Below are 23,367 nucleotides of genomic sequence, written 5' to 3' on the forward strand. Positions count from 1 at the left end.
TAACGCTTGCCGGGCGAACTGGTCGACCCGACGTGACCGGACTCCTGAAATTCGGAAGGATTTGTCGATGAACCCGAGCAATCCCGAGCACCCCCCGATCGGTCCGGTCGACGCCACCAAGGTCCCCCGCTTCGCCGAGCCGACCACCTTCGCGCGGCTGCCCCGTCTCGACGAGGTGTCTCGCGCCGACGTCACCATCCTCGGTGTGCCGTTCGATTCCGGCGTGAGTTACCGCCCAGGGGCACGTTTCGGCCCGGGTCACATCCGCGCAGCCTCGAAACTGTTGCGGCCGTACAACCCTGCGCTGAAGGTGTCGCCCTTCGCCCGTCAACAAGTGGCGGACTTCGGCGACATCGGGGTAAATCCGTTCGACATCACCGAGGCACTGACCACGGTGCACGACGCGGTGACGGACCTGCGCGCCGACGGCTCGTCGGTTCTCACCCTCGGCGGTGACCACACCATCGCACTGCCGATCCTGCGTTCGCTCGCGCGCGACCACGGGCCGATAGCAGTGCTGCACTTCGATGCTCACCTCGACACGTGGGACACGTATTTCGGTGCGCCCTACACACACGGGACGCCGTTCCGACGAGCCAGCGAGGAAGGGCTCATCGACCTCGAACGCTCACAGCACATCGGCATCCGCGGCCCGCTCTACAGTGAGCAGGACCTCGAGGACGACCGGGTGCTCGGCTTCCAGGTGATCCGCTCCGACGACTACGAGGTCGACGGCGTGGCCAGCATCGTCGAGCGGATGCGTCGTCGCCTCGACGGTGGCCCGGTCTACGTCTCGGTCGACATCGATGTACTCGACCCAGCACACGCTCCGGGCACCGGCACTCCCGAAGCCGGGGGAATGACCTCTCGCGAACTGTTGAACACGCTGCGTGGACTTGTCGGACTGAGCGTGGTCGGTGCAGACATCGTCGAGGTCGCGCCTGCGTACGACCACGCCGAGATCACCGGAATCGCCGCGGCTCACGTGGCCTACGAACTGCTCTCGGTGCTGGCCCTCAACCGATAGAACGTCACCGACGCGGCAGCACCAGGATCGGTACCGGTGAGTGACGAATGATCTTCGTTGCCCGCGAACCGAGGAACACCCGAGCGATGGGCCCCAACGGTCCGGACGATCCGATGGTCAGTACTTCGCCGTCCTGCCAGTGCAGTTCGTCGAGGGCTTCGCGCCAACTCCCGGCCGTGGCCAACTCGGTGGTCACCTGTTCGGCCGGAAGTCCCACCGCAACAGCGTCGTCCACCGCCGCAGTGAGTGCCTCGCTCAGCCCTCGGGCGAGCTCGGCGGCAACATCGTCCTCGGCTCGCAGTCCGACCTCGGGTGGGTACATCGTTGCCCCGCGGACGACGAACGACGCCAATCGCAGTGGAATGCCGGCATTCCTGGCCAGCTCTGCGGTGGGTCCCACCACACGCGAGGCCTCGCTGTCACCGGAGAAAGCGCAGGTGATCCGCGTCAGCGTCGCACGTTCACGCATGCGATAGCCGCGCGGAGCGAGCGCTACCGTCACCGGTGAGGAGTGCAGGAGCTTGTCCGCGGTCGACCCGACGACAACTTGCCCGAGCGCCCCGTCCCCCGAGGAACCGAGTACCAGAACCGAAGCCGAAAGGTTCTGTGCCGCTTCGGTCAACGCCGTCGATACCGAGCGGTGTGCCAGACGATGGAACGATGCTGCGATGTCGGGGGCCCGGTCCTCCAGGTAGTGGCGCGCCTTCGATTCCGACTCGGCTGCCGTCACCGCCGCCCAATCCGCGAACTCGGCATCGACGCGTGCCATCGACGGCGTGGACCACGGCTTGGGCACCACCGTCGCAACGTCGATGTCGGTACCCGACGACCGCGCGAGTTGGGCACCGAGATCGAGGGCACCGACACTGCCTTTTCCCGGCGCGAAGGCGATCAGAACGCTCATTCCGCGTCCTTTCCAACCGATCGGAGCGCCGAATGATGCCGACCCCACAGGAAGTAGAACGCGAGAACCACGGCGAGCCAGAGACCGAACCAGAACCACGTGGTCCACCGCAGACCCGACAGGATGTACACGCATGCGGCGACCGACAACACCGGCGTCACCGGGTATCCCGGCACCTTGAACGGACGCTCCAGGTCCGGCATCGTCCGACGAAGCACGACCACCCCGATCGCCACGACGATGAACGCGACGAGCGTTCCGATCGACACCAGATCGGCCAGCTTGTCGAGCGGAATGAATGCAGCGAGTATCGAGATGATCACCGCGACCACGATCGTGTTGTTGACCGGGGTGTGCGTGCGCGGACTGACTTTGGCAAACGCCTTCGGCAACATGCCGTCTCGGCCCATGGCGAACAGAATGCGAGTCTGCCCGTACATCGTCACCAGGGTCACCGAGAAGATCGAGATGACCGCGCCGGCAGCCAGAATCGTTGCCGGCCAGGCCTGCCCGGTGACGTTACGAAGAATCTCGGCCAAGCCGGCTTCCTCCTGACCGGCGAAGGCGGTCCACGGCTGAGTCCCCAGCGCTGCCACCGCGACCACGAGGTAGAAGACGATGACGACGATGAGCGCAGCAATGATGGCCCGCGGCATGGTCTTCTGCGGATTCTTCACCTCGTCGCCCGCGGTGGACACCGCGTCGAGTCCGATGAACGAGAAGAAGATGGTGCCCGCGGCAGCGGTGACACCGGCGGTACCCAGCGGCATGAAATCGGAGAAATTCCCTGAATCGAAGGCGGAGAATCCGACGACCGCGAACAGTGCGAGCACACCGAGTTTGATGACGACCATGACCGCATTGACTGCAGCGGATTCACTGGCACCGCGAATGAGCAGCACGGCGCACAACACGATCAGCACCACCGCGGGCAGGTTCATGACCCCGGGGTCGGCGTCACCCGGTGCAGCGGACAACGCATGCGGGATGGTGAAACCGAAGAGGTTGTTGAGCAGCTCGTTGAGATACCCGCTCCACCCCACGGCGACGGCGGCACTCGACACCCCGTACTCGAGCAGCAGACAGGCCGCGACCCCCATCGCGACCACCTCACCCATCGTCACGTAGGCGTACGAGTAGGTCGAGCCGGAAACCGGCACTGCCGATGCCATTTCGGCGTAACAGATAGCGGCGAGACCGGCCGCGATACCTGCCGCCAGGAACGAGAGGATCACCGCGGGACCGGCCTCGGGCACGGCGAGCGACAGCACGAAGAAGATACCGGTGCCGATGGTGGCACCGACGCCGAACATCGTCAGCTGGAACGTGCCGATAGTGCGTTCGAGCCCCCCGCTGCTGTGCTGTTCGGGGTCCACGATCGGCTTCTTGCGTAGCAGCTGTGATCGAAGACCCGATGCAGGTCTGTTCGACGAAGTCATGGTCGGCTCTCCCAACGTGGAGGCGAACGTGCGGATCGGCTGATTGTGCTCCCAGATAGTGCCTGCCGCACATCGAACACGCCGCGAAATCTCTCGATTCACGCAGCGACTCGTTTCGGGGACGGCCACTGTGATGCCTACCATTGACCTTCGATCGAATGGGAGACGAGCGAACACATGGCCACACAGGAGGGCGGGGCACGGCTCGACACGGTCGCAGCGCTGGCTGCGTCGGACGCAGGCGGCCTCGACGTCGTGTTCCTCGGAAACTTTCTCGATGTCCTCACCGACGCGGTGAACGCCGGCGTCCCGCTCAGACGACAACAGCTCAGACCGTTCCGGGCGCAGGGTGATGCTGCCGCGCGCGCCGGAGTCGCATTGCGCGCTCTGCTCGACATGTATCTGTCCTCGGCATGGCGACTGTGGCGAGAACTGCCCGCAGTGACGGCAGCCGCCGACAATCCGGCCGGCGTAGTGACGGCAGGCGAGGTGATGCTGCGGGCCGTCGACGACGCAGTGGCCGAACTCGCCGAAGGGTTTCAACTCGCCCGTCGCACGCTCGTTCGTGCCGAGGTACTCGCCCGCCGCGAGTTCGTCGACGATCTGCTCTCCGGAACGTCCGACGTCGCCGGGGTACTCGGACGCGCCCAGACATTCGGACTCGACCTGTCGAGTCCGCACGCGGTTGCGGTGGTCACGTCGAGCAAGCCGTTCACCGACGCGAGCTCGGCGATCGGACTCGTCGAGCGCAGCGTGCAGGGCAGCAAAGGTGACGCCGAGTTGCTCGTCGCAACCAAGCAGGGCCGGTTGATTCTGGTCTTTCCCGCACCCGACCGCGAGGCCGTCGAGCATGTTCTCGACAGGGCGGGACGTGTCCTCGGTACGTCCGCGCACACCCCGACCGACTCCGTCGACCTCCGTCGCGACGGCGAGTACGGCAGGACGCAGACCGGGGTCGGTCGCCCACGCGGAGGAGCAGGGGGCGTCGCCGCGTCCTACCGGGAGGCGCTCGATGCTCTCGAACTGGCCTCCGCGCTCGGACTCGATACCCCGGTGGTCGATGCCCGAGATCTGCTCGTCTACCGAGTTCTCATCAGTGACCGGGCCGCCATCGCAGATCTGGTCGACACGTTGCTGACGCCGCTATTGGTCGCCCGCGGTGGTGCAGGTCCGTTGTTGGAAACGTTGCAGGTGTACTTCGACACCGGCGCGAACTCTGCGTCCACCGCGCGGCGCATGCACTTGTCGGTGAGGGCGGTCACGTACAGATTGTCGCGAATACATGATTTGACCGGTCAAGATGTGGGCAACCCCGTCGAGGCATTTGCGCTGCATACAGCCGTACTCGGCGCCATGTTGCTCGACTGGCCGGGCGGTCGCTTGCCGTCATGACAGGTACAGTCGACCAACTTGCCGGGTTCCGGCAAAGAATTCCTACGAAACATGTCCGCAAAACGACCCTGCCTGCATGAACCTGAACAGTCACACTGGAGTAGTCGCGGTCGGACCCACCAGGCGTGGGGCCCCGCGGAAAGACCCACGATTCCCGTCGAGCATAACGCTCGGCCAGAACGCCACCGGGATCATACGAACGAGAACGCAAGGAGCATGTGACAGATGTCGTCATTGGTACAGAAGTTGACCACATTCGCTCGCAGCCCACAGGGCAAGAAGATGGTCGACCAGGCACGTAGATACGCAACCAAGCCGGAGAATCAGGCGAAGTTGAAGCAACTCGGTAGCAAATTCAGCGGTAAGGGTGGTCGTTCATGAACGTCGTTCCGTGGTGGGCGTGGGCGGCTTTCGGTGCCGTCGTCCTCATCCTGCTGGCAATAGACCTGCTTGCGCACCGCGGTGCTCACATCATCGGCTTCAAGGAGGCCGCGTGGTGGAGCGCTCTGTGGGTCGGCGTGGCCATCATCTTCGGCATCGTCGTGTTCTTCACGCTCGGCACGACTGCCGGCGTGGAATACACCACGGCGTGGTTGCTGGAGAAGAGTCTGTCCGTCGACAACCTGTTCGTCTTCGCACTGATCTTCGGCTACTTCAAGGTTCCCCGTGAGTACCAGCACCGCGTGCTGTTCTTCGGTGTCATCGGTGCCCTGGTCTTCCGTGCCATCTTCCTGGCCGCCGGTGTGGCCATCGTCAGCAAGTTCGCCGCTGTTCTGTTCGTCTTCGCAGCCATCCTGCTCTACAGCGCTTACAAGCTGATGAAGGACGAGGACGACTCGTACGACCCCGGCACCTCCATCGCAGTGCGCTTGCTCAAGAAGATCGTCCCCGTTCAGGACGAGTACTCCGGTACCAAGTTCTTCGTCAAGGAAGCAGGCAAGCGGGTGGCCACGCCGCTGCTCGCCGTCGTAGTAGCGATCGAGGCCGCCGACCTGGTGTTCGCAGTCGACAGCGTTCCCGCTGTTCTGGCCGTGACCGACGACCCGTTCATCGTGTACTCCTCGAACGCGTTCGCCATCCTCGGACTGCGTGCCCTGTACTTCTTGCTCGCAGGGTTGCTCGAGAAGTTCCACTACCTGTCCAAGGGTCTGGCAATCATCCTCGCCTTCATCGGCGTCAAGCTGATTCTCCAGGCCGGACACAAGGTGATCAGCACGTCGATCCCCGAGATCCCGTCTCTGGTCAGCCTGGTGGTCATCATCGTGGTCCTGGCAGGCTCGATCATCCTGAGCCTGAAGAATCCCTCGGAGGAAGACAGCGCCGACGCGATCGACAGGGCCGCGGCCGACAGCCCGATCGTCGACCCGACGGACGGAACATCCACCGCCGGCTCCTCGTCGACGGGAACGTCGGGTACGGATTCACCGAGACTCGACAAGTCCTAGCACCGCACGACACATGCCCCGCCGATCAGTTCGGCGGGGCATGTTTGTGTTCCGGGACGTTGGGGCAAACACTGATCATGGCTGAAAAGAACTCGTACACCGTTCCCGGACTCACCTCGGAAAAGGGCGCGCGCGTCGCCGAGATCTTGCAAGATCGACTGAACGCGTACAACGACCTACACCTGACGCTCAAGCACATTCACTGGAATGTCGTCGGACCCAACTTCATCTCGGTACACGAGATGCTCGACCCGCAGGTCGAGGCAGTGCGCGGTTTCGCGGACGACGTCGCCGAGCGCATCGCAACCCTCGGCTCCTCGGCCAAGGGCACGCCCGGCACCATCGTCTCCGAACGTAGCTGGGACGACTACTCGATCGGACGCGCAACGGCCATCGAGCACCTCGGAGCTCTCGATCTGGTCTACACCGGCGTCATCGAGACCACTCGCAAGAACATCGAAGAGGTCGGTGGCATCGACCCCATCACCGAGGACATGCTCATCGGCCAGAGCGCCCAGCTCGAACTGTTCCACTGGTTCGTTCGCGCGCACCTGGAGAACTCCGGCGGGCAGCTGTCCACCGCGAGCGCAACCAGCGAGGTCGACGCGGCAATTCAAGCAGGCTAGACCTTCTCGACACCAGCACCGACCCCGCCGTCACCGGCGGGGTCGGTGCTTTTAGTCCGAGTGCCGTCAGTCGGTCGGCCTGGCCTCGTGCCCGCGGCGGCCATGGGTACGACGCTGCTCTTTCATCTCTGCCTCGAAGACGTGGCGGCGACCGTCGAGCAGTTCGTCTCGCACCGCCCGCTCGTGTTCGCGCAGCGGACTCCAGTAGCCGTCGTCGAATTCCTCGACGAGCTGAAACGTCCAGCGTCCGGGTGCGATGTTCCTGCCGACCATGTCGTCGCCGATTCGCTGGGCGATCGCATCGTGATCTGCTTCGGCGAGTGCCTCGACGGCTTCTCCGAGCAGCAGGTCGGAGTGACCCATCAGTTGATGGAACGAATAGAGGTGCCCGCGGGCCCGCTCGACGCACTCGAGCGCCTCGGACATCTTGCCCACCGCGGCCACGGTCGCGTCGTTCACACCGCTCGGACGCCGATGCTCCGGAGACGGTGTCTCGTGGGCGGGCGTGGCGTCGCTGTCTGAGTTCATGGTCGACGGTTACCCGGATCGCATCCGTACAACCGCACCCACAACGGGGATTACCGCGTCCGATCGTGGGTATAGCTCTCTGCGAACGGGTAGGACAATCTATTTCGAGGAGTGCACATGGCTGATTTCATCGACAAGGCAAAGCACAAGGCCGAGGAGCTGGTGGGCGAAGCCAAGGAAAAGATCGGCCACAAGACCGACAACGACGATCTTGCTGCCGAAGGCGCAAAGGATCAGGCTTCGGGTAAGACCAAGCAGGTCGGCGACGACGTCTCCGACGCTGCAGGCAACATCAAGGACAAGTTCACGAACTGATTTTCGGTTCGGTCGACCAGGACCCCGCATCTCGAGCTGTTCGAGATGCGGGGTCCTCGGTCTGTGCGCGATCGACGGCGTCAGATCGGCGGATTCGGGAGCGGCATCGGCCGGCCGAACAGCCAGCCCTGCCCCAGGGTCGCGCCCAATGCCATGGCACGACGCAGATGCCGACGAGTCTCGATTCCTTCCGCCAGCAGAGTTGCGTCGCTCGTGCGCAGGTAATCTCGCACCTGCCGCATCGCAGTACGCGATCGGTACGGCGACCGGACGATCGACGCGTCGAGTTTGACGATGTCCGGCGCGACCGACGCCAGCAGACCGAGTGTCGCCGGGGTCGCACCGACGTCGTCCATCGCCACCGACATCCCGCGCGCGCGAGCACCTCGAACCAGCGCCATCAGCATCGGTACGTTTCGATCGAGATCTCGCTCGGTGATTTCGAGGACTACGTCGAGATCGTTGCCGATCGCATCGAGGTGGATGTCGACATCCCGTTCGTCGACGAAGCAGCCCGGCTCGATGTTGAGGAAGAATCGCACTCTGCGTGAGTACGCGCGCTCACGAGCCGCCCGCAACGCGGCCGCCCGGCATGCGACGTCCACACGGCCCACCATGCCGCGCTCGCGGGCGAGGGCGAACACGGCCTCGGGAACGGCCAGGCTGGGAGAGGGCCACCTGGCGAGCGCCTCGTAGCCGACGACCGCCCCGGTCGACAGTTCGACGACGGGCTGAAACATCGCAGCCACCGACTCGACCGAATCGAGCGCCGCCGATGCTGCCAGCACCGCGCCGTCCGACACGGTCACGATATTCGCTCGTCCACCGGAGCGCGGCGTGCCTCGAGGCGGTCGGCGATCAGAGCCGCGTGCAGTCGGCGCAGCCCCGACGGCTTCATCGGATCCAGTCCGGTGAGCTGCTCTACGCGCTTGAGTCGGTAGTCGACCGTGTTGGGGTGCACCGTGAGCCAGGTGGCCGTCTTCTTTCGGTTGGAGTCCAACTCGACGAAGGCCTGCAGCGTCGGCAACAGGTCGACAGAATCGCGGAGCGGATCGATCAACGTCACGAGGTGCTTGCGGCCCAGACCCGGCCTACTCACCTGATACTCGAAGACCAGATCCGCAATCCGATACGTTCCCGGTGAGTATCGCAGGCGACGAACGAGACTCAGCAGCTCGTACAGATGCGGTGCAGTAGCAGCGATGTCGTCGATCGCTGCCGATGCAGTGGTCGCGGTAACGGCTAGCTGCCCGCCGTCTGCGAAACGACCGACCACTTCGTCGACGTCGACACCGGGAATATCGGGCAGCAGAACGGTTCCACCGGTAGCGCTGACGGATGCGATCGGCGCACAGTCCGCGTCCAGCGTTGCCAGAGCACCATGGATTCTGCGCAGTTTGCGGGCTGCCATCATGCCTGCGTCACTCCTGCGGGCACCATCGTCGGCGTGGGCCGGGAAGTGCAGAGCCACCACGTGATAGTCCTCGGCGAGCAGTGCGCCCATTCGATCGGCGATCTTGCGGGCCGTCCCGTCGCCGGTCAGCAGCGCGTCGAGCAGTTCCGCGTCGTGGCGGGGACCGTTCTGCGTCAGTGTGCGAAATTCCGCGAGGTAGGCATCGGAGACGGATTCGGTGACTGCGTCGAGGAGCTCCATGATCAATACGGTGCCGTCGACCATCGGGGCATCGGCGTTGTCGTCGATCGAGCGTGGGGCAGTGCGCAAACCCAGTGCGCAGCCCTCGTTGATCGCGTGCTGGATCCGTCCGAGCGGGACACCGTCGCGGGCCCACCTGGTTGCGGCATCACGAAAGATGTCCATCGCACCCGCTATCGGTAGACGACCTGATTCCAGGACCCCCGTTGCCAGTTCGCAACAGGTGGTCGTCATGTCGTCGAGCTCACCACGAGCACAGTCCCGGGGCGGTGGAGTGTCCTCCGGCTCCCCGATGTCCTGATCCAACATCCGGGCTGCCGTCTCTCGCGGCGTCCGCAAGCGATCGGATGCGCGTCGCCCGCCCACGTAATCCTCCTGTGGCACGCGCACGCTCTCTGTCGTGGTCACCCGACTCCACCCCTCGCACTCGAAACCCGTAGCAGGTTGGTCTGTCGTATCGGCTCGGCACCCACCCGCTGCGGCATCGACCCCGTGCGTCGCTCTCTACTGCACCCGCTGAACTACCGAACGGAGAAGCGAACACACGAACCGTAGAACAATAATCAAACCTACGGATTGTTTTGGCCAATATATCCGGCATCGCATCCTGAATCGAGGTGGCCCAAGTCACTTGTGACGTCATCTCACAAATGACGCAGCGGTTACGGGCAGATTCCAAACGCCAGGCCGGAGGCCGTAATCGACCGAAATCCGCGCCTACTGTTCCGGCTTGTCCAACAACCCTCGTCGAAAGTCAGGCTCCATGACCACTTCTCGGTCCACTTTCCGCGCAACACGGAAAGCCACCACTGTGCGCGCTGCAATGATCGCGGCAATGGCGTGCTCGCTTGCCCTCGGTACCGGTTCGGCAGCACTTGCCGCTCCCGCCGCTCCCGCTCCGCCCGCCACCGTGCAGGGCGAGGACGTCATCCCGCCCGCACCGACCGAAGCGTCACCCAAGGCCTCCGACCAGGGCATCGTTCCTCCGAGTCTCGACTCCGCTCTTCCTGCGACCAGCACCTACGATCCGAAGACCGAGACGAAGGGCTACGGACCGGTATTCACCAACTTCCTCGCCGGCTTCCTATACAGCGTCGTCAATCCCGACGTGGCACCGCAGGGGGCCAACGACTGGAACTGCAAGCCTTCGGCAGCGCATCCGCGACCGGTTGTCCTGTTGCACGGCACCTGGGAGAACGCGTTCAACAACTTCGCTCGGATGTCGCCTGCGCTGAAGAAGGAGGGCTACTGCGTCTTCGCCCTGAACTACGGTGACACGGACTCCAGCGCCATCGGTCACATCAAGTCGCTGCGCGGCACGGACTCCGTCGCTTCGAGCGCCAAGGAAATCGCGACCTACATCGACGCAGTTCGGGCCGCTACCGGCTCCGCTCAGGTCGACATCGTCGGTCACTCTCAGGGTGGCCTCGTCACCCGTCAGTACCTTCGCTTCGAGGGCGGTGCCAACCTGGCCGATCCCACCAAGAACAAGGTGAACACCGTCGTCAGCGTCGCCGGCTCGAACCACGGCACCACGCTGGTCGGAATCGGCACGCTCGGTCGCACCATCAACAATCTGGGTCTGAACGTGCTCGGCGTCGTCGGTGCGATCGCCGGCCCCGCTGCCTCCGACCAGGTCATCGACTCTCCGCTGGTCAAGGCGCTGGCTGTCGGCGGTGACACCGACCCTGGTATCAAGTACACCGTGATCGGCACCAAGTACGACGAGGTCGTCACCCCCTACAAGACGACGTTCCTCACCGCAGGCCCCGGTGCCACGGTCAACAACGTCACCCTGCAGGACGGCTGCGGAATCGACCTGTCCGACCACCTGTCGATCTCCGTCTCGGAGCGCGCGATCGGAATTGTGAAGAACGCACTGGATCCGAAGGGCTTCCCCACGAAGTCGATCCCGTGTGCGTACAACTCCCCCATCACCGGCGGATAGTCACCCCGCTCAGCACTCACCGATGAGGACGATCGGCCGTACGGTCGATCGTCCTCATTGCTGTGCCGGCCTCCACCCCAGGGCCGGACCCAGCTCGAGTGCCATGTCGGTGAGGATCTGTACGTAGTCCTCGTGGTCGAAGCTGAACGGCAGAGCGAACGCCACCTCGTCCACCTCACGAAACGACTTGTTGGCATACAGCTGCTCGGCAATGTGATCCGAGGTACCGACGAGGTCGGGTGCGAACATCATCCGCGCCGGGCCCTGCGGCTCGTGCGTGCGCGCCGATCGGGCCCGCGCATACTCCTCGTACTTGGCGACCTGAGTGGCACTGGCGTTGTCGGTCGGAATCACGACCAGTCCCTGCGACACCCTCGCATCGAGCCCTGCCGGGTGGAACTGCCGGAACGTGCGGATGTGCGAGAGCTGAATCTCGTCGAACTGGGTCGACTCCTCGGCACGCACCACGCTGCTCACCAGAAGGTTCATCTCGTTCTCACCGGCCCACTTCGCCGAGCGAAGGCTTGCTCCGCCGTACCACATCCGACTACGCAGACCGGGCGAATGCGGTTGCACTCGATCGGAGTACGACTCGATTCCCTCGGTTCCCGACCAGCTCGACGCGGGCTCACCGGCCACGAAACCGAGCAACCTCGATACCCGTCCGTACCCGAAATCCTCGTCGTTCGCGGTGTCGGGATAGAGCGAGTGCTTGACGCGCTCGAACTGCATCGGTGGACCGACGCTGACACCGGGATTGATCCGTCCTCCCGAGAGCACGTCGACCGTCGCGAGATCCTCGGCCAAGCGCAGCGGGTTCTCCCAGCCCAACGGGGTCACCGCCGTACCGAGCGCTATCCGGTGGGTGCGCTGCGAGGCCGCGGCCATCACAGCAATCGGTGAAGAAATTCCGTACTGCAGATGTCGGTGGCGAAGCCACGCACTGTCGAAGCCCAGGCGCTCGCCGAGTTCGATGACGCTCAACGTCGATTCGTGCCCTCGCGCGGGATCGTCTTCGTCGAACAACCCGATCGTGAGGAAGCCGAGCGAGCGCAGCGGCTGAGAAGGCTGGGGCACTGGCTTACTCCTCGGTCCGAATGTTCGACCAGCCTAGGCGACGTGACCGGATGTGCGCCGAATCCCGAAGTCGCCGAACTCGATAAGACCGCGGGCCGCGAACGCGTCGAGCCAACCGACCATCGGCCACCGACCCCATCGATCGAAGAACCTACGCGCGTTGGCAACGATGTCGTCGAGATGCTCCACCGGAGGATCGGAGACCGGATGCCACTGGTGATACGCATGCGCCCCGCCCACCCACCGCAACCCCATCCCCGACGCCACCGCGGTGGCAGCGAAATCGGTATCCTCGCCGCCGTAGCCGGTGTAGTCCTCGCAGAAACCACCCAGTTCGGTCCAGGTCTGCGTGGTGACGGCGAAGGACAGCGACCAGAAGAGGTCGAAGTTGTCCCCGTGGGCGACGGTTCCGGCCGGCGGATTCGGGCGCGCCGGATGCGGCGCGGTCAGTGCCGCCAGAGCCGGGCCCTCGGTACCGACGTCGCGTTGTTTCAGGTAGGTCACCGGACCGCACAGCAGGGATCGTTCGTTCCCCGGAGCGGCTGCCGCACAACGGTATTGCTCCAACAATCCTGGCCCCGGGATGCAGTCGACGTCGAGGAACACCAACAACTCTGCGCCGCGGTCGACTGCAGCAGCAGCGCCGAGGTTGCGCGCACGGGCCAGCGGTAGCGCGCCCTCCACGGGAATCTCGATACATGTGGCGGCCGAACCGGTCCGGGTGAGTACGTCGGCAATTGCGTCGTCTCCCATGGACACGACGATGTGGTCGACCTGTTCCGCGGTGGAAAGTCGCAGACCGCGCACCTGAGCGCCCAGGTGCTCGTGTCGCCCGGCCACCACGGTGACGACCGCGATCTTCACTGCCGACTCCGTCGAGGAACGGACTGCTCGATGGCCCAGGCGGCTCTCTCAGGGGCACCATCGGTGCGCAGTGCCGACCACCGAGCACCCCCGAGATCGAGGGCGCGATCCGCTGCGGCATGCCACCGGGCCACGGACGGCCATGTGTCGAGCACCTCGGCGATCGATCCGTCGGCCAGGGCCCGTCCGGTGGCCGACTGCTCGCCGAAGGGCCGGACCTGCGGCACGACGACGGCGGGCGCACCCGACGCGGCGACGTCGGCGACGGCGTTCTGCCCGGCGTGTGTGACGACGAGAGCGGCCGAACACAGCACCGGCCACACGTCGTCGATCCAGTCGCCGCCTGCGACGCCGAGGGCGCGAAACTCGAACCGGTCGTCCACCGCGGACCACGAGTCCACCAGATCGCGGGTGAGCGACGTACCGCCTGCCGCACCCAACACCACAACCGTCGGATCGCCCGAACGCGAGGTTCGCTCGCGTCCGGCGAATCTACTGATCGATCCCGAGAACGTCGTCTTGTCCGCGTACGGCAGCAGCCAACCGGGGTCGTAGACCTCGCGTGACCACGGCGCGAGGATGTGTGTCGCTGCCCGGTAGGCCAGACCATGGATCGGATCGGTGCGCTCCCCCGGGATTGCCATGACGATCACCCGAACTCCCATGAGACGCAGGAACATCGCCACTTCCACCGATACGTCCACCACTACCGCCGACGGTTTCTCACGCGCCACCCACTGCGCGACGATCGCCATCCGCTCGGTCAGACCGTCCACGTCGTACGGTGCCCAGTGCAGCACTCCGCCCGCCGAACCATCCTGTGCCACAACGTCTGTGGACTCGTCCACATCGAGGGGTAGCGAGAGCCACTCGGCCGCCGCATGCCCCGAAGGTCGAGGCCTCGAGGACAGAACGGTCATCGGTTCCGACATGGAGCGTGCGATGGCGTCGGCACGGGTGACGTGACCGACCCCGTGATGGTGCGCGTAATAGCCGATCATGCGATCGCGAGCCGATCGTCGACCGGGTCTGCGACCGCCTGGAGCGTCGAGCGGTACAGGGCCTCGTACTCGTCGACCATCCGATCCATCGAGCACACCGCTTCGGCGCGTGCCCTGACGTCGCTTCTCTTCAGAGCAGCTGCCCGAGGGATCGCCGCGGCGAGGCCCTGAACATCGTCGGCCGGTACGAGTACTCCCGACGACGCGTCGACGATCTCCGGAATGCCGCCTCGTGCAAACGCTGCGACGGGAGTGCCGCAGGCCAGCGCTTCCGCCACCACCAGGCCGTACGGCTCGGACCACACCGGCGACACCAACGCGACCTCGGCGCCGGCCACCAACGCCGCCAACGCAGGCTGGTCGAGGTGCCCGACGTAGCGAATGTCCTCGTCGAGCAACGGTTCGACGACGTCGTGGAAGTAGTCGAGGTTACTCAGCGGACCCGCGATGCGCAGCGCGCGTCCTGCTTGCTTCGCAGCGGCGATGGCAAGGTGCAGTCCTTTCTCCGGAACGACCCGGCCGGACCACACCACGTAATCGCCACCACTGCCGAAGGGCCACTCCTCCAACGAAATTCCGTTACGAATGACGACAGTGCCGGTAGTGACATCGGCCCATTGCGAGGCTGCGAACTCACTGACCGCGGCAAAGGTGTTGGCCCCGGCAGGGGCCAGCGCCACCGCCGACTCCAACCATGCGAACGGCGGTGTGTGCAGAGTCGTCACCATCGGCACCGACAACGTCGAGGACATGGCCAGCGGCAGGTAGTGCAGGCTGTGGTTGTGCACGATGTCGAATGACTCGGACAACGTCCCTGCCAGCTCCATCATGACCGCAAGATAGGCGTGGTGTTCGCGAATCGCGGTCGGAGTGATCGCGACGTCGGCAATGGATATCGGCGTCAGATCCAGTGTTCGGACCGGTAGCAGCGTCGCGTCCAGATCGACGCTCGAGCCGTCCGCTGCGAACAAACTCACCCGGTGCCCGCGCTCGGTGAGCGCACGCACCAGGTTGTAGACATGTGCCTCCAGACCGCCCGCGAAAGGCTGGGCCACCGGAAAACTCGATGACGCCAGCACCGCGATGCGAAGTGGGTTCTCGTTCAACGCATCTCCTTTGTCACTGCTGAATAGATTGCTGCGTGGGTTTCTGCGATCGTTCGTCTCTGCTTCGCTCGGACGTCGCGATCGAGTGAGGGCGTTCGATCGTCGTGCGCTGCTTGCACGGCCGCAACGAGGCCGGCCGCATCGAATGAGTCGATTCCCATCCGGAAGCTGTGCACCGGGGCTTGGTCTGCATAGAAGCCACAGTCCGACGCGACCACGGTCGTCCCGAGATCGCGGCATGCCTCCAGCCAGCCCGAGTGGGTGCCGAATCGATACGGCAGCAACGACACGTCGATCTCGGTGAGATAGTCCCAGAGCGCGTCGTCGTCGAACCGCTGGTGCACCCGAACATCGACGTCGGGAAACGTGTTGTAATCCAACAGCTTTGCGCCGACCGTTGGGCTGTACCAGTGGCTCGTGGACTCGAAGACATCCTGGTCGATATCCAACCGAACCGTCGCGTCGGGCAGCGATCTCGCGGCCTCGATCACCGCGTCCATCACCGCCAGCGGGTCCATGTTGGATCGTAGGTTCTTGGCGTGGACACCGATGACGAACGAGTCCGACCGGGGGCGGGCGCGATTCATTCGCTCGAGCGGCACCACGTGAGGATGCTCCACCACGCTCGCACTCACCCCCCACCGGTCGTGGATCCAGGCGGCCGCGCCCTCGGTCAGGGTGATCACCGCATCGGCCCCGCGAACCAGGACGTCCAGCTGCCGCAGATGATCGGTGTTGTCGGCGACATGGGGATTGTGCAGATCGTGGACGGTCAGAACCAACGCCTGACGGTGGGCACGTAGATGTTCGACGGTGCGAGCGAGCTCCTCGGGACCGAAGGACTCGAACCCGAAATGCACGTGCAGAACGTCGAACTGGACGTCGGTCTGCTCAGCGAGCCACTGTGCATCGAGCAGTCGCGGCGGCCACCACTGCCCGGGCACATCCACGCGGACGGGTGGAGGGTCGGGTAGCAACGTGACGGACTCGAGGGTGGATACCGCACCGTCGCCGAGCACCGGCTGCAGGTGCTGAACGTAGACGTGCGAGGACGGAACCGAGGCAACACGAATCATGACATCCTTCGGGTACAGGCAGGGCAATCGTGCCTGGTCCCGACACGCGACACGTGTCCAGTACCCACTTTCGCCCGGGTTCAATCGGGGTTGGCGCAGCAGGTCTTCCGGGGTTACGTTGACGAGGAAATGGTCCACTACGAACGAGCACACGACGTCGGGGCAAGCATGGACGGGCGCACCCGCCACTACGGCGAATTCTACGAAGTAGCCGAACGACAACAGGGCCGTGACGCCCCTGAACACGACGACCGGCCGCTCCTTCTGGTCTGGGGAAATTGTCAGGCCGAGGCACTGCGTATTCTCCTCGATTCCGATCCGGCCATGCCGCTGCGGACGGTGCGCGTACCACCCGTTCACGAGCTCGAGTCCTCGGACTTGCCCTATGTCGACCGGCTCGTGCGCCAGGCGTCGGTCCTTCTCACACAGCCGGTTCGGGCCGGCTATCGTTCGCTACCGCTCGGAGTACCCGATCTTGCCGAGAGCCTGCCGCCCGACGCCACCGTCGTGCGGTGGCCGGTGCTCAGATATGCAGGGCTGCATCCCTTTCAGGTGATCGTTCGACATCCGAGCGATCCTGCCGCCGTTCCGAGCCTGGTGCCGTACCACGACCTGCGCACGATACTTGCCGCTGAGAGCGGACTCGGCGAAGACGACGACTGGGACCGCTCCGTCTCGGACGACGGTCTCCGACACGCAGCCGAGTCGAGCCTCGACGAGTTACGTCGGCGCGAGAGGCGAGATACCGACATCGCCGCGGCCGATTTGTTCGCCGATGCCGGGCGCGCTGCCACCCACACGATCAATCATGCGACCAATCTGGTGTTGACTGCGCTGGCACAGCGGATTCTGGACCAGCTCGGCACCGGCTGCACCGCCGCGGATCCGGGCCGCGAATTGCTCGGTGGCGTCCGGGCACCGGTCGAGCGACGAGTACTCGACGCACTCGGTCTCGACGGCGATCCACGGCCCGAGTGGACGGTAGACGGCACACCGCATTCACCCAGTTCGGTGCACCGTGCCCATCTGCGTTGGTATGCAGCTCATCCAGAATTCGTCGGTGCGGCGCTGCAGCGGCACTCGGAACTGATTCGCATCCTGGAGCTGGTGCCGTGACCCAGCCAGTGCACCATCTGGTCATCGGCCCTCCTGAGCACGGAGTAACTCGTTGCGCACGCGAACTGGCCTCTGCGACAGCCAGTCCGGTGATCTCGAGCTTCGAAGATCTGCCCGTCGACATTCCGATACACGTGCATTTCACCGACCGGCTGTTCGGCCGAACCGCGGGTGAGGCCGCAGACGTGTTCCTCTCCACGGTGGAGCGGCACCGAGCTCCGATCACCGTCACACTGCACGACATCCCGCAGACCTCGGATGGAACCGCGTTCGAAGCGCGAACGACATGCTATCGGCGGGTGATGGACTGCGTGTCTGCAGTCGTCGTCTCCAGCATGCACGAGCTGCTGCTGCTCGACGACGTAGCGCACGACCGAATCGACACTCGCGTCATTCCGCTACCGATCCACAGTGCTACAGCAGAACCCGGACCGCGCGACGCCATGCGCAACGTCGTCGGCGTACTGGGGTTCGTGTACCCGGGCAAGGGGCACGAGGAAGTACTGCAGGCCATGAGATCTCTCGACACTGCTGTCGACCTGCTGTCGATCGGATCTGCGTCGCCGGGCCACGAGACCATGATCGACGAACTCGCCTGTGCCGCTGCTCGACTCGGCCGTTCGTTCGACTCCACCGGGTTCGTTCCCGACGCCGACCTCGACGAACTCCTTCGGTCGATCGCGATACCCGTCGCGTTCCACCGGCACCTGTCGGCATCCGGTTCCATCAACTCCTGGATCGCGGCAGGCCGCAGGCCGCTGGTCCCCCACGGTCGGTACGTGGAGGAGATCGAGGCCAATTCTCCGGGGACACTCTGGATCCACGAGAACTCCGTCGACGGCCTCGCTGCCGCCATGATCGAGGCGCTGGATCATCCCGAAAAGACCTGGCAGCAACCCGGCGTAGTTCCCTATCCGACACTCCACCAGGCAGCGACGCTGTACTCCGCACTGTTTCGCGAACAGAGCGCGCTGGATGCGCAGGAGCTGCCCGATGACCGCTGGGTGGTACCGGGCAATCGGTGGGACCTGGTGCCACCCGTCGACCGGAACCCGTCGGTGTCGGTGATGATCCCGTACTTCGAGCAACAACGCCGGTTGGAGTTGGTTCTGACCGCGCTCACCGCACAGACGTATCCGGCCTCTCGCATCCAGGTGATCGTGGCCGACGACGGGTCCCCCGTAGCGCCCGACGTCGATGCCTTTCGTTCCGCGCTCGATATCACCGTCGTACGACAGGCCGATCTCGGGTTTCGTGCGGCAGCGGCTCGCAATCTCGGCGCGTCGGTCGCCCACGGTGAGATTCTGTGTTTTCTCGACGCGGACACCGTTCCCGAGCCCGGGTACATCGCGGAATCGACCCAGCTGCTCGCGGCCCTGCCCGACGCCCTCGCCGTGGGGCGGCGACGCCACGCCGATCTGGCAGGTTGGGCCGCACAGGATGTAGCGGAGTGGTTCGGGGGGCGAGCGGCCGGGCCGCCGGAGTTGACGGAACCGCTCTGGCTCCGAGACGGATACGCGCACTCACGCGACTTGCTCGACGCCGATCGACGCTCGTACCGGTACATCATCAGCGCCGTCATGTCGTGCAGCCGTGACCTCTTCACGGAGATCGGCGGATTCGACGAGAGCATCGTCGGATACGGCGGCGAGGACTGGGACTTCGCGCACCGCGCCTACGATGCCGGAGCCGTCCTCGTACACCTGCCGCGCGCAGTCGCCTGGCACGACGGGCCGGAATGGGCCGAGCGGACGGGCGGAGACCGCGAACGTAAGAACCTGGAGGCCATGATGTTGGCCTCGCGGATCACCGACCCGGCGGCGCGCACCCACGGTCTGCTCTACGCCGTGCCCGAGATCGTCGTGGTCGTGGATTCCGCAGGACACACCTCGGCGTCGCTGCTGAACACCGTCGGATCCGTTCTGCGCGAACGAGATTGCGTCGTGTGGATTCACGGCACCGACGCAGCCGAATTGCGAAGGCCGTGGGGGGACGTCGATCCGCGGGTGAAGCAGGGGCAACCGAGCGGTACCGGCCGCAGCCACGCCGTTGTGCAGGTGCGCGGCCAGGTGCTGTTCGGCGATCAGGCTCTGCGTCGACTGCTCGCCACCGGGGCCGATCGGATGACAGTGGACGTCGGGGGTACGGGAGTGGTCGAATTCAGCACTTCGCGGTCGAATGCACGTGCGGCGCGGTGGGCAGCGGCCTTGGGGCGCACACCGGAGGACGTGGCCGACGCGTTGTTCGGCCGCACGCACCGCACAGGTGTCGAATTCGGATTGTCGATCGGCGAGCGGCAGCCGAACCTGGCCTGGTGACAGGTAATGCCGTGTCGGAGCGAACGATTCAGAGAAGGTCGATGGAAAGTACGAGTCGAGGCTCGTCGGGACGAAGTGAAGAGCAAGGTCGGATGAAGATGAACAGAACGCTGTATTCGATGATCTGCATGATGGCGATCATCGCCTTCGTTGCATTGCTATGGGGCACAGTCGGGTACGTCTATGCCGACACCCACCCGTTGCGCCGCGCGGCGTTTGTCGGTGGCGGGGTGCTGATCTCGGGATGGCTGATCGTGCTCGTCGCCGCGGGCGTCAAGGTTTCTCGGTTGAAGGCCCGCAGACGAGAGAGCAACTCCGACACCGATTGAGAACGCCGGCGACGGGTACTCGGGATGGAAGTCTCGACGTACACCCTCCAGTTCGGATGCTCGTCGGGTCCCTCGTATCGGGTGCCGAGCAAGGATCGTCGATGGTCAGTCAGCGCAGTGTGTCCAGTCAGCGGGATTCCCCGGTTCGTCCGGCGACTCGCGACGAATACCTGTCGACGTGGTCGACGCTGCACAACGGCATCGATCCGTCTTCGTCGGTGTTGGTCAGATGGTGGCTCCGAGTGGTCTACACGCTGAGCGCCCCGCTGGTTCGTGCCTCCGTGTCCGCCCATGCCGTCACCTGCACCGCCGTCGTCGTGGCAGGGGCGGCGGTCGCTCTGTCTCGGCCAGGCACCTCGGCCCCCCTGCTCGCCGCTGTGCTCATTGCTTTCTCGGGCCTGCTCGACAGTATCGACGGCGGCGTCGCGATGATCGGTCGATCCCAATCACAGTGGGGTTATCTCCTCGACACGGTCGCAGATCGCTGCAGCGATCTTTTGCTGCTTGCGAGCGGCTTGGCGCTGGGAGCCCCGATGCCTCTCGTCGTCGCGGTCGGGGTGACGACACTCCTCCACGAGATGGCCCGGGCCCGGGCAGTCGGTGCCGGTATACCCGACGTCGGATTTCTGACGGTATGGGAGCGTCCTTCCCGAGTGATCGCTGCCGCGGTCACGGCCACCGTTGCCGGTGCCGCTCCGGCGAGTGCCGGTACATCGGCGACAATCGGTATTTCCGTGACGTGCACACTGGCCGTCCTCGGCTTCACCCAGTTGATGTTCGGGCTGCATCACCGGGCAGATCGAACTCCGCGGTGACCAGCCAGCCTGCGAGCGCCAATATGTGGAACACGAACATCCACAGCATGATTGCCACGCCCCCACCGATCGCGGTGAGGCCGCCGAACGGCGCGCCGAGATCCACCGGAATCGCCAGAAACAGAATGAAACCGTGCACGAACCCGGTGACGATGGACGAGGTGACCAACGATCCCACGGCCAACGCCCGCCAACCCACCGCCCGCGGAGCAATCACTCGGTAGGTCCACGCAAGGGGAACCGACAGAATCAGCCACAGACAATTGAACCCGAGGAACACGCGCAGCGTCATAGCACCGATCCCGCCGTCACCGGTCGTTGCCTCGAGCAGCCGCGCAACGCTCAGCACGCCGGCCAGCAGCACCGGCGCTGCGGCGAAGAACGGCACCATCGCCAGTCGACCACGCCAACCGGTGAACGATTCTCGAGTCGGAGCGAACCGCACGATCGCCCGGCGTAGGCCTTCCCCGTAGAACGTCGCGGGAAAGATCGAGATCAGGACCCCGAGCGGACCGAGTTCGATGCCGGCGGTAGCCAATCCGTCGACCGCAGCCCGGGCACCGAGCGCGTCGGGCAGCAATGCCGACACCGCATCGAACCCGGACCGTACCCACTCCGCCGATACCAGCAGAGCTGTGGCGCGAATCGCGAGCAGTAGCAGCGGCACAACGGCGATGACGGCGTAGAACGTGAGTCCACCTGCAATCAGAGTGGTGTCCTCACGTGCGAACCCTGCTCTGATGGCGCCGAGGCTTCGAGTCGCCCGCGTACGAATTGTCGTCACGGCTGGAAATGTGCCACAGAATGCCGACGCGGCGTCATTCGAGGACTACGTCCACTCCGTCGATCACCTTGAGAAACGGGCAGATCGACGTCGCCTGCGCCAGGATCGCCTCGGGATTGTCCGTGCCCGGCAGCGACACCGCCAGAGAGAACTTTGCGTCGTACCCGGATGCGTCGGAGTCGGTCAGAACGACCTTGCCTTTGACAGCCAGGTCGTCGACACTGCCGCCCACTGTTCCGAGGGCGATGCGCAACGATTCGACCAGGCAACTCGACAGGGCCGCAGCCATCAGTTGCTCGGGGTTCGTGCGTTCCCCGGGACCACCGAGTTGTTGGGGTTCGCGCACACCGAGTGACAGGACACCGTCGTCGGACGTGACTCCGGTCGCGGTGGCGGAAACGGTTGCTGTGTAGAGCTCGGTGTTCATCGATCACGGATGTCCACTCGATGCTCGATCGAAACCGGCGTACGTCGCGATCATCCCGCGCATCCGTCCGCACGTGTCCCTGTTCACACATCCGCGACTCCTGTTTGACCGAACCTACCCACGGGTAATGACCGGTACAGGGCCGAGCATCACGCTGCGACCCGCAGGCATCGGCCACAGGAAATCGATCACCAACCGAAAGGGGAGCACCATGAGCACATCCACGCTGATCGCCCAGTTGCGCGTCGCGCTGCAGCTGACGAACACGGAAATCCAGATCGCGGAAACTCGCGTCGTTCAGGCGCGCACCGAGGCGGTTCGTCGAGAACTGACCCAGAATGCCGCGAACGGCCGGGATCGCGCCGCAGCCATCGAGGAAGCCCTTCGTGGTCTAGGCGGCTTGCCCGATCTCGTGTCACCGTTCCTGGGACGCACACTCGCTGCCGTCAAGGCAGTCGCCGAACAGGCTCAGCCGTTCGACGAAGCACTGCTGGGCGATCTCGCACTCGAACAGCAGCTGCTGGGCCGAGCGAAGTACATCAAGGCACTGGCAACGGCTGCCAACGAGCCGTCCGTGGTTGCACTGGCCACCAGGCTGGCCACCGCTCACACCGCCACGGTCGAGTGGCTCGAGACGGTACTTGCCGAGGACGCTCTCGGCGGACCCGCAGCACTGCGCCGGACCCCGTTCCAGGCCGCCGCAGGTACCGCGGTCAAGATCGTCAACGCACCGGCAACCTGGTCGGCACGAGGCCTCGACCGCGCACTGGATGCAGCTCGCGCCACCCCGGACCGCCTCAGCGCACTGCTGGGCCGCGGTGCACATGCCGGTGACGTCGCCGTCAAGACACTCACCGCGAGCCGCGACGCAGCACTCGAGGCTGCCGAGGACGTGACCCGCAGCGAAGGCGTCGATGCTGTCGCCGACGCGATCCACACTGCTCGCTCGGCCAGCGGAACCCTCGACGCCGACGAGCTGCCGATCGCGGACTACGACGATCTCAACGTCTCGGACGCCGTCGCCGCCATCAAAGACCTCAGCAACCCGACCGACGTTCGCACCGTCGTGACGTACGAAGAGGCACACAAGAACCGCCACGGAGTCGTGTCCGCAGGACAGACGCGCGTGGCAGCAATCGCCAAGGACGTCATCTCAGTCGACTGATCCTTCTGCGA

At 64.8% G+C, this 23,367-nt stretch carries 24 protein-coding genes; 12 read left to right on the forward strand and 12 right to left on the reverse strand.

Annotated features, from left to right (window positions below; translation table 11 throughout):
• The first annotated feature begins 67 nt into the window (after positions 1-67).
• A complete protein-coding gene (speB, locus tag CH286_RS01480) occupies positions 68-1,027 on the forward strand; it encodes an agmatinase (protein ID WP_094608135.1) in 960 nt (319 codons plus the stop codon).
• A gap of 4 nt (positions 1,028-1,031) precedes the next feature.
• On the opposite strand, the gene CH286_RS01485 is transcribed toward speB, so the two are convergent.
• On the reverse strand, positions 1,032-1,931 hold the full coding sequence (locus CH286_RS01485; RefSeq protein ID WP_094608136.1) for a universal stress protein: 900 nt from the start codon (positions 1,929-1,931) through the stop codon (positions 1,032-1,034).
• Complete coding sequence (locus CH286_RS01490) at positions 1,928-3,370, reverse strand: amino acid permease (RefSeq protein ID WP_032405056.1); 1,443 nt, start codon at positions 3,368-3,370, stop codon at positions 1,928-1,930. The genes CH286_RS01485 and CH286_RS01490 overlap by 4 nt, the downstream gene beginning before the upstream one ends.
• A 177-nt stretch (positions 3,371-3,547) precedes the next feature.
• On the opposite strand from CH286_RS01490, the gene CH286_RS01495 reads away from it, so the two are divergent.
• The 4 genes from CH286_RS01495 (at position 3,548) to CH286_RS01505 (ending at position 6,833) form a co-directional block, all read left to right on the forward strand.
• Positions 3,548-4,762, forward strand: a complete 1,215-nt coding sequence (locus tag CH286_RS01495; RefSeq protein WP_032404760.1) for a PucR family transcriptional regulator — start codon at positions 3,548-3,550, stop codon at positions 4,760-4,762.
• A gap of 225 nt (positions 4,763-4,987) precedes the next feature.
• Positions 4,988-5,143, forward strand: a complete 156-nt coding sequence (locus CH286_RS27715) for a hypothetical protein (RefSeq protein ID WP_165430199.1) — start codon at positions 4,988-4,990, stop codon at positions 5,141-5,143.
• A complete protein-coding gene (locus tag CH286_RS01500) occupies positions 5,140-6,207 on the forward strand; it encodes a TerC family protein (RefSeq protein ID WP_094608137.1) in 1,068 nt (355 codons plus the stop codon). Before CH286_RS27715 ends, CH286_RS01500 begins: the two co-directional genes overlap by 4 nt.
• Before the next feature lie 77 nt (positions 6,208-6,284).
• A complete protein-coding gene (locus CH286_RS01505) occupies positions 6,285-6,833 on the forward strand; it encodes a Dps family protein (RefSeq protein ID WP_094608138.1) in 549 nt (182 codons plus the stop codon).
• Between the two features lie 66 nt (positions 6,834-6,899).
• Here the strand turns inward: CH286_RS01505 and CH286_RS01510 are convergent, their stop codons facing one another.
• Positions 6,900-7,361 carry a hypothetical protein gene (locus CH286_RS01510; RefSeq protein WP_094608139.1) on the reverse strand — a complete coding sequence of 154 codons (462 nt, stop codon included), beginning with the start codon at positions 7,359-7,361 and terminating at the stop codon, positions 6,900-6,902.
• A gap of 117 nt (positions 7,362-7,478) precedes the next feature.
• On the opposite strand from CH286_RS01510, the gene CH286_RS01515 reads away from it, so the two are divergent.
• Entirely contained in the window at positions 7,479-7,676 is a 198-nt protein-coding gene (locus tag CH286_RS01515; RefSeq protein WP_027496220.1) for a CsbD family protein, read from the forward strand.
• Positions 7,677-7,756: 80 nt separating this feature from the next.
• On the opposite strand, the gene CH286_RS01520 is transcribed toward CH286_RS01515, so the two are convergent.
• Together CH286_RS01520 and CH286_RS01525 are read right to left on the reverse strand one after the other, a co-directional pair.
• Positions 7,757-8,485: an EAL domain-containing protein gene (locus tag CH286_RS01520; RefSeq protein WP_230592602.1), complete on the reverse strand. Its 729-nt coding sequence runs from the start codon at positions 8,483-8,485 to the stop codon at positions 7,757-7,759.
• The gene (locus CH286_RS01525; protein WP_141215766.1) at positions 8,482-9,738 is read right to left on the reverse strand and encodes a PucR family transcriptional regulator; all 1,257 of its coding nucleotides are present in this window, start codon (positions 9,736-9,738) and stop codon (positions 8,482-8,484) included. The genes CH286_RS01520 and CH286_RS01525 overlap by 4 nt, the downstream gene beginning before the upstream one ends.
• Positions 9,739-10,093: 355 nt before the next feature.
• Here CH286_RS01525 and CH286_RS01530 point away from each other — a divergent pair, with 355 nt between their 5' ends.
• Positions 10,094-11,278 (forward strand): esterase/lipase family protein, encoded by a 1,185-nt coding sequence (locus CH286_RS01530; RefSeq protein WP_032404755.1) that lies wholly within the window; start codon positions 10,094-10,096, stop codon positions 11,276-11,278.
• 54 nt (positions 11,279-11,332) lie between these two features.
• Here CH286_RS01530 and CH286_RS01535 read toward each other — a convergent pair whose 3' ends face one another.
• The 5 genes from CH286_RS01535 to CH286_RS01555 are packed head-to-tail and all read right to left on the reverse strand — an operon-like array spanning position 11,333 to position 16,402.
• Entirely contained in the window at positions 11,333-12,355 is a 1,023-nt protein-coding gene (locus CH286_RS01535; protein WP_094608140.1) for an LLM class flavin-dependent oxidoreductase, read from the reverse strand.
• Between the two features lie 33 nt (positions 12,356-12,388).
• Complete coding sequence (locus CH286_RS01540; protein WP_094608141.1) at positions 12,389-13,219, reverse strand: glycosyltransferase family 2 protein; 831 nt, start codon at positions 13,217-13,219, stop codon at positions 12,389-12,391.
• Entirely contained in the window at positions 13,216-14,220 is a 1,005-nt protein-coding gene (locus tag CH286_RS01545; protein ID WP_094608142.1) for a glycosyltransferase, read from the reverse strand. Before CH286_RS01545 ends, CH286_RS01540 begins: the two co-directional genes overlap by 4 nt.
• A complete protein-coding gene (locus CH286_RS01550) occupies positions 14,217-15,326 on the reverse strand; it encodes a glycosyltransferase (RefSeq protein ID WP_037149603.1) in 1,110 nt (369 codons plus the stop codon). The genes CH286_RS01545 and CH286_RS01550 overlap by 4 nt, the downstream gene beginning before the upstream one ends.
• Positions 15,323-16,402, reverse strand: coding sequence for a glycosyltransferase (locus tag CH286_RS01555; protein ID WP_094608143.1), 1,080 nt, complete (start codon positions 16,400-16,402; stop codon positions 15,323-15,325). Before CH286_RS01555 ends, CH286_RS01550 begins: the two co-directional genes overlap by 4 nt.
• Positions 16,403-16,531: 129 nt before the next feature.
• Between CH286_RS01555 and CH286_RS01560 the strand changes: the two genes are divergently transcribed.
• The 4 genes from CH286_RS01560 to CH286_RS01575 all read left to right on the forward strand — a co-directional run bounded on the left by CH286_RS01560 (position 16,532) and on the right by CH286_RS01575 (position 20,980).
• On the forward strand, positions 16,532-17,518 hold the full coding sequence (locus CH286_RS01560) for a WcbI family polysaccharide biosynthesis putative acetyltransferase (RefSeq protein WP_094608144.1): 987 nt from the start codon (positions 16,532-16,534) through the stop codon (positions 17,516-17,518).
• Positions 17,515-19,836, forward strand: coding sequence for a glycosyltransferase (locus CH286_RS28045; protein WP_255182534.1), 2,322 nt, complete (start codon positions 17,515-17,517; stop codon positions 19,834-19,836). Before CH286_RS01560 ends, CH286_RS28045 begins: the two co-directional genes overlap by 4 nt.
• A 98-nt stretch (positions 19,837-19,934) precedes the next feature.
• A complete protein-coding gene (locus CH286_RS01570; RefSeq protein ID WP_141215767.1) occupies positions 19,935-20,165 on the forward strand; it encodes a hypothetical protein in 231 nt (76 codons plus the stop codon).
• A 101-nt stretch (positions 20,166-20,266) separates the two neighbouring features.
• The gene (locus tag CH286_RS01575) at positions 20,267-20,980 is read left to right on the forward strand and encodes a CDP-alcohol phosphatidyltransferase family protein (RefSeq protein WP_141215768.1); all 714 of its coding nucleotides are present in this window, start codon (positions 20,267-20,269) and stop codon (positions 20,978-20,980) included.
• On the opposite strand, the gene CH286_RS01580 is transcribed toward CH286_RS01575, so the two are convergent.
• Positions 20,928-21,764: a YihY/virulence factor BrkB family protein gene (locus CH286_RS01580; protein WP_052077845.1), complete on the reverse strand. Its 837-nt coding sequence runs from the start codon at positions 21,762-21,764 to the stop codon at positions 20,928-20,930. The two genes, CH286_RS01575 and CH286_RS01580, sit on opposite strands and share 53 nt — an antisense overlap.
• Before the next feature lie 34 nt (positions 21,765-21,798).
• Entirely contained in the window at positions 21,799-22,191 is a 393-nt protein-coding gene (locus tag CH286_RS01585; RefSeq protein WP_032404748.1) for an OsmC family protein, read from the reverse strand.
• Between the two features lie 211 nt (positions 22,192-22,402).
• Here CH286_RS01585 and CH286_RS01590 point away from each other — a divergent pair, with 211 nt between their 5' ends.
• Positions 22,403-23,356, forward strand: a complete 954-nt coding sequence (locus CH286_RS01590; protein WP_032405049.1) for a hypothetical protein — start codon at positions 22,403-22,405, stop codon at positions 23,354-23,356.
• Positions 23,357-23,367 lie beyond the last annotated feature (11 nt).

It is taken from the genome of Rhodococcus sp. WWJCD1 (assembly GCF_002258735.1).
Lineage (GTDB): Bacteria > Actinomycetota > Actinomycetes > Mycobacteriales > Mycobacteriaceae > Rhodococcoides.